This is a genomic window from Streptomyces herbicida (assembly GCF_032656585.1).
GTDB classification, from domain to species: Bacteria; Actinomycetota; Actinomycetes; order Streptomycetales; family Streptomycetaceae; genus Streptomyces; species Streptomyces herbicida.
The window spans coordinates 16,808-25,254 of the sequence record NZ_JAUYWJ010000048.1 but is presented as its reverse complement, the minus strand read 5'-3'; the positions used below and the strand labels follow the sequence as shown (position 1 = coordinate 25,254).

The 8,447-nt window shown below is 72.8% G+C and carries 1 protein-coding gene; it reads right to left on the bottom strand.

Annotated features, from left to right (window positions below; genetic code table 11):
• Positions 1-8: 8 nt before the first annotated feature.
• Positions 9-8,402 (bottom strand): non-ribosomal peptide synthetase, encoded by an 8,394-nt coding sequence (locus tag Q8A52_RS47720; protein ID WP_316764851.1) that lies wholly within the window; start codon positions 8,400-8,402, stop codon positions 9-11.
• Positions 8,403-8,447 lie beyond the last annotated feature (45 nt).

The following is an 8,447-nucleotide window of genomic DNA, read 5'->3' as shown; positions in this document are numbered from 1 at the left end:
TCCTTTCCTCAGTCGGCACGGCGCGCCACGCGCCGACGCTGCATGGCCTGCTTCTGGCGCCCGGCGCGGTCCTGTGTGCGCTCGGCCGCCGTGCCGGTCTGTGACAGGCCGTCGATCAGCCGGGCCAGGCCCTCGATGGTCGGGTTCTCGAACAGGTGCACAAGCTGTATCCGTTCGCCGAAGCGCTCCTGGAGCCGGACGTGGATCTCGGCCAGCCGCAGGGAGTTGCCGCCGAGGTCGAAGATGTTGTCCCGGCTTCCGGGTCGCTCCACCCCGAGTACTCGGCTCCACACCTCGGCGACGAACTGCTCGGTGCCGGTCTGCGGGCTCACGAAGTCGACTCCGGCGGACTCGAGCACCGGCGCGGGTAGCGCCCGGCGGTCGAGCTTGCCGTTCGAGGTCACCGGGAGTCGCTCCAGGCGGACGAGGTACGTCGGGATCATGTACTCGGGCAGCTGCGCCCGAAGCTCCTTGCGCACCATCTCCTCGGCGAGCGCCCCGCCCGCCGTCGGAGCCACGTAACCGACCAGGCAGCGCCCGCCGGGCAGGTCGTCGCGCACCGCCACGGCGGCCTCGCGCACGTCCGGGCAGCGCCGCAGAGCCACCTCGACCTCCCCGGTCTCGACCCGGAAGCCGCGGATCTTCACCTGATGGTCCGAGCGGCCGAGGAACTCCAGCGTGCCGTCCGGCCAGTAGCGCGCCAGGTCGCCGGTGCGGTACAAGCGCTCACCCGACCGGCCGCCGAACGGATCCGGGACGAACCGCTGCGCGGTCACCTTCGGGTCGACATAGCCGAGCGCCAGACAGGCGCCGCCGATGTAGAGGTCACCGGGGACCCCGACCGGGCAGGGTTGCATCCAGCGGTCCAGTACGTGGTAGCGGGCGTTCCAGATCGGACGTCCGTACGGGATGCTCGTCCAGGCCGGGTCGACGCGGTCCACCGGGAAGTGGTTGGACCAGATCGCCGCCTCGGTGGCGCCGCCGAGCGCCCGTACATGGCAGCCGGGCAGCAGCTCCTGCAGCCGGTCCGGCATGGTCACGGGGATCCAGTCGCCGCTGAGCATCACCAGCCGGACCCGCGGATCGGCCTCCTGGGCGGCCCGCTGCTCCAGCGCCGGAAGCAGCCGCTGCAGCGCGGCGGGCGCCGAGTCCCAGACGGTGACCTCCCCGCCCAGCAACAGCTCGGCGAGCCTCGAGGGTTCGGCGAGCTCCTCCTCCTGCGCGACCCGGATCTGCCCGCCGGAGGCGAGGGTCCCGAAGATGTCGAAGACCGACAGGTCGAAGCAGAGCGAGGTGACCCACAACAGCCGGTCGGACGGGCCGAAGCCGAGGGTCTCGATCACCCAGCGCAGCGTGTTGACCACCGCTGCGTGTTGGAGCACCACGCCCTGCGGCACGCCGGTGGAACCCGAAGTGAAGATCGTGTAGGCGACCGACTCCGGTGCCACCGACGGCAGTTCACCCGCCTCCGGTACGGTCGGCAGGTCGGCGTCCGGGTCGACCAGCAGCACCGTCACGCCCGGCCGGTCCGCGGCCAGGGCCTCGGCCTGGGCGAGGTGCTCGGGGTCGGTCACCAGGCAGCGGGCCTCGGACAGGTCCAGGATCCCGGAGATCCGGGCCGCCGGGAAGCCCGGGTCGACCGGCACGTAGGCGCGGCCGGACTTCAGCACGCCCAGCACCGCGGCCACGGCCGCCGCCGACCGGCCCATGAGCACCGCCGCATCACCGCCCGGCAGCGCCAGCAGCCCGCGGGCCAGGGTTTCGGCGCGGTGGCGCAGTTCGCGGTAGGTCCAGCTGCGGGTGAGGTCGCGGACCGCCACGGCGTCCGGGGTCCGGCTCTCCTGCTCGTCGAACAGCATGTGGACCGCGACCGGCTGCTGCGGCTGCGCGGTGTCGTTCCAGGTGTGCAGGATCCGCTCGCGCTCCCGGGCGCTGAGCAGCGGGATCCGGGAGACCGGCCTCGTCGCGTCCCCGACGACCTCCGTGAGGACCGCCTGCAGATGACCGATCAGGCGTTCCATCGTTTCGCGGTCGAAGATCTCCTGGTTGAACTCCAGCGCGCCGTGCAGGCCGGCCGGACCGTCGGAGAGCGCGAGGAGCAGGTCGAAACGGGCGGTGTCACGCGGCACGTCGAGCCGTTCGGTGCGCACGCCCGGCAGGTCGAGCCCGGCCAACTGGTCGTCCTGAAGGGACAGCATGGCCTGGAACACCGGAGTACGGCTCAGGTCCCGGGCCAGGCCCAGTTCGTTGACCAGGGCCTCGAAGGGCAGCGCGCCGTGGGCGTACGCCTGCAGCGCCCGGTCCCGGACGCGGTCCAGCAGCTCCGCGAACGAAGGGTCGCCGGAGAGGTCCATCCGGATCGGCAAAGTGTTGGTGAACGGCCCGATGAGCTGGTCGAGTTCGGGCAGCGGTCGCTCGGCGATCGGCGTGCCCACCGCGAAGTCGTCCTGGCCACTGTGGCGCATCAGCACGCTCGAGAACGCAGCGAGCAGCACCATGAAGAGCGTCGCGTCCCGGTCGGCGCCCAACTGTGCCAGCCCGTCGCGCAGCTCGCGGTCGAACCGGACCGGGACGCTGCCACCGCGGAAGCCCATCACCGGGGGCCGCGGCCGGTCGGCCGGAACGGCCAACGCCGGGAGTCCGTCGAGCCGTTCGGTCCACCAGGAGATCAGCTCGCCCCGCACGGGAGCCAGCGAAGCGCGCTGCCATTCCGCGTAGTCGGCGTACTGGACGGGAAGTTCGGGCAGGCTCGGCCTTTCGTCCCCGGACAGCGAGCGGTAGGCCAGCGCGAGGTGCCGGAAGAACACCCCGGAGGACCAGCCGTCCATCACCGCCAGATGGCTGACCAGGCCGATCAGGTGCTCCTCGGCGGACAGTCGGAGTAGGACCAGCCGGACCAGTCCGCTGCCGCCGAGGTCGACCGGGGCGGCCGCCTCCTCGGCCATCCGCCGCAGCGCGGCCGCCATCCGCTCCGGCTCCGGCAGCGCCTCCAGGGAGTCCTCGACCCAGCCGAAGTCCGGTTCGTCACCGATGACCTGCCGCACCCCGCCGTCGCCGGCCACCAGCCTGGTGCGCAGCACCTCGTGGTGCCGGCCGACCTCCAGCAGAGCGCGCCGCAGCAGACCGCTGTCGAGCGGCCCGCACGCCCGTACGGCGCCCGCCACACTGTAGGCGGCGTTGGTGGGCATCATGTGCTGTACGAGCCACATCCGCTCCTGAGCCGACGACGGCGCCGGAGCCGGCTCCCTGGGCACGGGGACGAGCGGGACCGCGGAAGCGCTCTGGCCGGCCGCGGCGGTGACCAGCGGCGCCAGGGCACGGATCCGGGGATGCTCGAAGACCGCCCGCAGCGGCAGGGCGACGCCGAACGCCCGACGGATCTCGGCGATCAGGCGGGTCACCAGCAAGGAGTGGCCGCCCAGGTCGAAGAAGCTGTCCTCGACGCCGAAGTCCTGCCGGGCCAGCAGCTCGCCGAAGATCGTCACCAGGCGCTGCTCGACCGGCCCGCCCGCGGCTGTCGTGCCGGCGGGCACGGCGAGTTCCGGCGTGGCCAGCGCACGCTTGTCGAGCTTGCCGTTGGGGGTCTGCGGCAGCCGGTTCAGCACTGCGACCGCCGAGGGCACCATGTAGGGCGGCACCTGGGTGCGGGCGAAGGCCTGCACCTCGGCGGGCTCGAGCGTGCTCGCGGGGGTCGGGACGACCCAGGCACACAGCACCGTCCCGGCACCGGGGACGTCACGCGGAAGAACCGCGGCGTCGGCGACCGCCGGATGGCGGCGCAGCGCCACCGCGCACTCGCCGGGCTCGATCCGAAAGCCGCGGATCTTCACCTGGTCGTCGGAGCGGCCCAAGTACCGCAACTGCCCCTCGGCGTCCACCCGGACGAGGTCACCGGTGCGGTACATCCGCCGGCCGGGCCGGGTCAGGTCGGGCAGGAAGCGGTCCGCGGTCAGCGCCGGATTGTTCAGGTAGCCGCGGGCGAGGCCGGGGCCGCCCAGGAACAGCTCACCGGGCACCCCCGGGGCTACGGGCCGCAGCCTGCCGTCGAGCACGTAGGCATGGGTGCCGGATACGGGGTGACCGATCGGTGGCTCGCCAGGGTCGTCGGCGCGAATCTCGGCCTCGCAGGCGTAGGTGGTCGCCTCGGTCGGCCCATAGAGATTCATCAGCCGTTCGACCGAGGGGTGGCTCAGTACGGCGTCCGCAAGCGGCCGGGGCAGCGGCTCACCCGCCAGGTTGACGGTCCGTACGCCCTCCGGGAGCTCACCCGAGCGCAGCAGCTCGGCGAGCGGCGAGGGCACCGTGTTCAGAAGGGTGACCGGCGCCGGCAGCGAGCTCTCGGCCAGCGCGAGCACATCCCGGGTGAGAACGACGGTGCCGCCGCTGGTGAGCGGGCCGAAGATCTCGAAGACGCTCAGGTCGAAGGAGAAGGACGTGGCGGCAAGCACCGCGGACAGGTCCGCGCCGAACCGCTGCCGCGCCCAGGCCAGGAAGGAGACCGCGTTGCGGTGGGTGAGGGCCACGCCCTTGGGACGACCGGTCGAGCCGGAGGTGAACAGGACGTATGCGAGGTTGTCCGGGCGCACGGGCACCGCGGGCAGTGGCGGCAGGTCCGCGACCGGCTCGGCCGGCACCGCGGTCATGTCGTCCGGCAAGTCCCGCGGCTCACCGGCCACGACCACCAGCGGCACCCGCGCGTGGTCGAGGATCCACCGCAGCCGCTCGTCGGGGAGCGAGGGGTCCAGCGGCAGATAGGCGCCACCCGCCTTCAGCACGCCCAGCAGCGCGATCACGGTCCGGACGTCCCGGCCGGTGAGCACGCCGACCACGGACTCCGGCCCGACGCCGCGGTCGACCAGCTCCGCGGCGAGTCGGCCGGCCGCCCGGTCGAGTGCGCGGTAGCTGAGGGTGCGTCGGCCGTCGGTCAGTGCCGTGGCCTCCGGGGTGCGACGGACCCACTGGTCGAACAGTTCGGTCAGGCTCGTCTCGTCGTAGGCACCGGGGGCCGCGGGCGCGGCGAGTGCGGGCAGTGCCGCCTGCGGCGCGCCGGACAGGCTCAGGTCGGCCACCGGACGGCCGGGGTCGGCCAGGGCGGAGCGCAGCAGACCCAGGTAGCAGTCGACGAACTGCCGCACGTCCCCGGCGGCGAACAGGTCCGCGCGATACTCCACGTTGCCGAGCAGCTCGGCTCCCGAGTCCGCCAGGTTCATGGTGAGGTCGAAGGCGTTGTCCCGGCGGGGCAGCGGCACCGGCACCATGGTGAGGCCGCCGACGCGGACCGGCAGCCGCGGGTCCTCCAGCGCGATTCGGGCGATGTCCGCCGTGTGCTCGGACTGGATGCTCTGGTAGGCGATCAGTACGTTGCACCGGTCGGCGGACCGCCCCGCGGCCTGCAGGATCGTGGGGTAAGGCAGTTCGCCGTGTTGCAGGGCGGCGGCGAGGGCACGCTGGAGCCCGGCTGCCGCCTCGGCGAAGCCGGTCTCCGGGCCGTAGGTGCTCGCCAGGGGCAGCACGTTGACGAAGTAGCCGACCACATCGAGCCAGCCCGTCCGGCCGCGGTTGGCGAACGGCGTGCCGACGGCGATGCGCTCCTCGCCGGTGAGGCGGTGCAGCAGCGCGTGGAGGGCTGCCTGCAGCACGGCATTGACCGTCAGCCGGTGGGTGCGCGCGAAGTCGTGGACCTGGGCGGACAGGTCGGCCGGCACCACGAAGCGCTCCACCGCGCCCCGGCCCGAGCCGATGGCACCGAGAGCCATCGGCAGCCGGACCTCCAGCGGCACACCGTCCAGGGCCGCCCTCCAGTGCTCCCGCAGCCGGTCGTCCTCGGCTGCATCGGCCAGGCGGCGCTGCCGGGCGGCGAACGATCCGTACGCCGTGTGATGGAGTTCGGACACCGCTCCGTTCCCCTCGGCGGCGCCCGCCGCCTGGTAGGCGGCGGCGACCTCGAGCAGCAGCAGTCCGAGCGAGCGCAGGTCGCAGACGGCGTGGTGTACGGCGAAGACCACGACCGTCTCGGTCTCGGCGGTGCGCACCACCGTCACCCGGACGAGCGCCCCGGCGGCGGGGTCCATCCGGCGACAGGCCGCGTCCTCCAGCAGCGCCGTCAGCGCGGATTCGCTCTGCCCCTGGGCGTCGAGCACAGCCAGCTCAGGTCCGAGATCGTCATGCAGCACCCGCTCGAGCGCCTCGTCGCCCGAAATGAAGGTCGTGCGCAGCGCCGGATGACGGGTCACCACGCCTCGTACCGCGTTCAGGAAGTCGTCCGTGCGGAACGCACCGAGCACCTTGACCGCGCGGCCGACCACGTACGGGGCCTCGGCACCGGCGAGGTCGTCCGCCAGAAGCAGCGCCTCCTGGCCCAGCGAGGCCTGGGAGACGGCGGCCTCGCCCGGCCCGGCAACGGCGCGCGGCGCGGCGGCCACCGCGGCCGCCAGTTCGGCGACGGTCGGTCCGGCGAGCAGGTCGGACAAGGGGAGGTCGGCGCCGAGTTCGGCCAGAATGCGCAGCCTCAGGTCGACGACGCCAAGCGAGTCCAGGCCCAGGTCGAAGATGTCCGCGGAGTCGTCCAGCGCGCCGGGCGACAGCCGCGCCACCGCGGCCAGCACGGCGCGGACGTCACCGGCCGGTGCCGTGGTGCCCGGAGCGGCGGTCACCGTGACGGCCGTCCCGGGCGACGTTCCGTCGCCGACCAGCGGCAGCTCTCCGGCCAGCCACTGCTGCCGGCAGGCCTGCCTACGGATCTTGCCGCTGGTCGTCCGCGGGACGCCGCCCCGCCGGGTGAACACCACCGAACCGACGGCGACGTCGAGTTCGGCGGTGACCGCTGTCCGGACGCTGTCCGCGAGGGACGCGAGCCGGTCGGCGGGGGCGTGCCGGTCCACCTCGAGGACGAGGCCCAGGGCCTCCGCGCCGTTCTCCTGGTAGCCGAACGCGGCGGCGGCGTCCGGGTCGAGTCCGGGGTGGCCGGCCGCGGCGATCCGCTCGACGTCTTGTGGGTGGATGTTCCGGCCGCGCACCACGATCAGGTCCTTGACGCGTCCGGTGACATAGAGCTCGCCGTCGTGGCGGAATCCGAGGTCGCCGGTGCGCAGGAACGAGCCCTCCACGCCGGCGACGCGGCCGCCGAAGGTGCCCGCGGTGGCCTCGGGAGCGTTGAGGTAGCCGGCGGCGACGCTCGGTCCGCCGACCCAGATCTCGCCGACCGTGCCGTCGTCGAGGGCGCGCCCGCGCTCGGAGTCGACGATCAGCACCTGATGGCCGGCGGCAGGTGTACCGCAGCCGACGAGCCGACGACCGCCTTCCACGACGGGCACTGCTCGTCCGTGCAGCGCGAGCTGGTCGCCGTCCACCGCCAGCGAACGGGAGCCGGCACCGCGGTCGGCACCGGTGACGAGGAGCGTGGCCTCGGCGATCCCGTAGCAGGGGAAGAACGCGCGGGGATCGAAGCCGGCCATCGCGAAGGCATGTGCGAAGGCGTCCTGGGTCTCCCCGCGGATCGGTTCGGCGCCGTTGAACGCCACCCGCCAGTTGCTGAGGTCGAGACGGGCGGCACGCTCGGCGTCGATGTGCCGGACACAGTGCTCATAGCCGAAGTTGGGGCCACCGCTGACGGTCGCCCGGTGTTCGGACATCGCCTCCAGCCAGCTGCCCGGATCACGCATCAGGGCCTGCGGAGGCATCAGCAGGGCGGGGAAACCCGTGTAGACCGGCTGGAGGATCCCTCCGATCAGGCCCATGTCGTGGAACGGCGGTAGCCAGATGACCGACGAGTCCTGGTCGGTGAGGCCGAACTTCTCCCGGATCACCGCGGAGTTGGCCATCAGGTTGCGGTGGGTGACCATGACGCCGCGCGGGTTGCCGGTCGAGCCGGAGGTGTACTGCAGGAAGGCGAGGTCGTCGGGGCTCGGACAGCGCTCGGACCAGTCCTCGGCCCGGTGCGTGGCCATGCCGTCGGTGGTGAGGACGGAGACCGGGTCGCTGCCCGCGTCAGCCGCGTGCGCGTCGAGCATCCTGCGGGAGGCGGCAACCGTCAGCCAGGCGGCCGCCCCTGCGTCGGCCGCGGCGCCGAGTTGACGCTGCGCGCGCTTCCGGCTGGTCGGCAGGGGCATCGGCACGGCCACCATGCCTGCGTACAGGCAGGCGAAAAAGGCAACCACGAAGTCGAGACCGGGCGGGAAGAGCAGCAGCATCCGGCTGCCTGCCGGGTACTCGGCCTCCAGACGCGCCGCCAGTTCGCGTACGCGTCGGTCCAGTTCGGCGTAGCTGACCTCCTCCACCGGTCCGCCTGCGGCCGGGAGGAAGCCGAAGGCGCGGCGCTGAGGTTGTGCTTCGGCCCTGTGACGGAGTACCGCCACCAGTGTTGTCGCGTCCGCGGGCGGTGTCATGTCGATGGCTTTGGTCACGAAGATTCCCCCATGGGTGACGTGCAGAACTGGATGTCTCGCGGC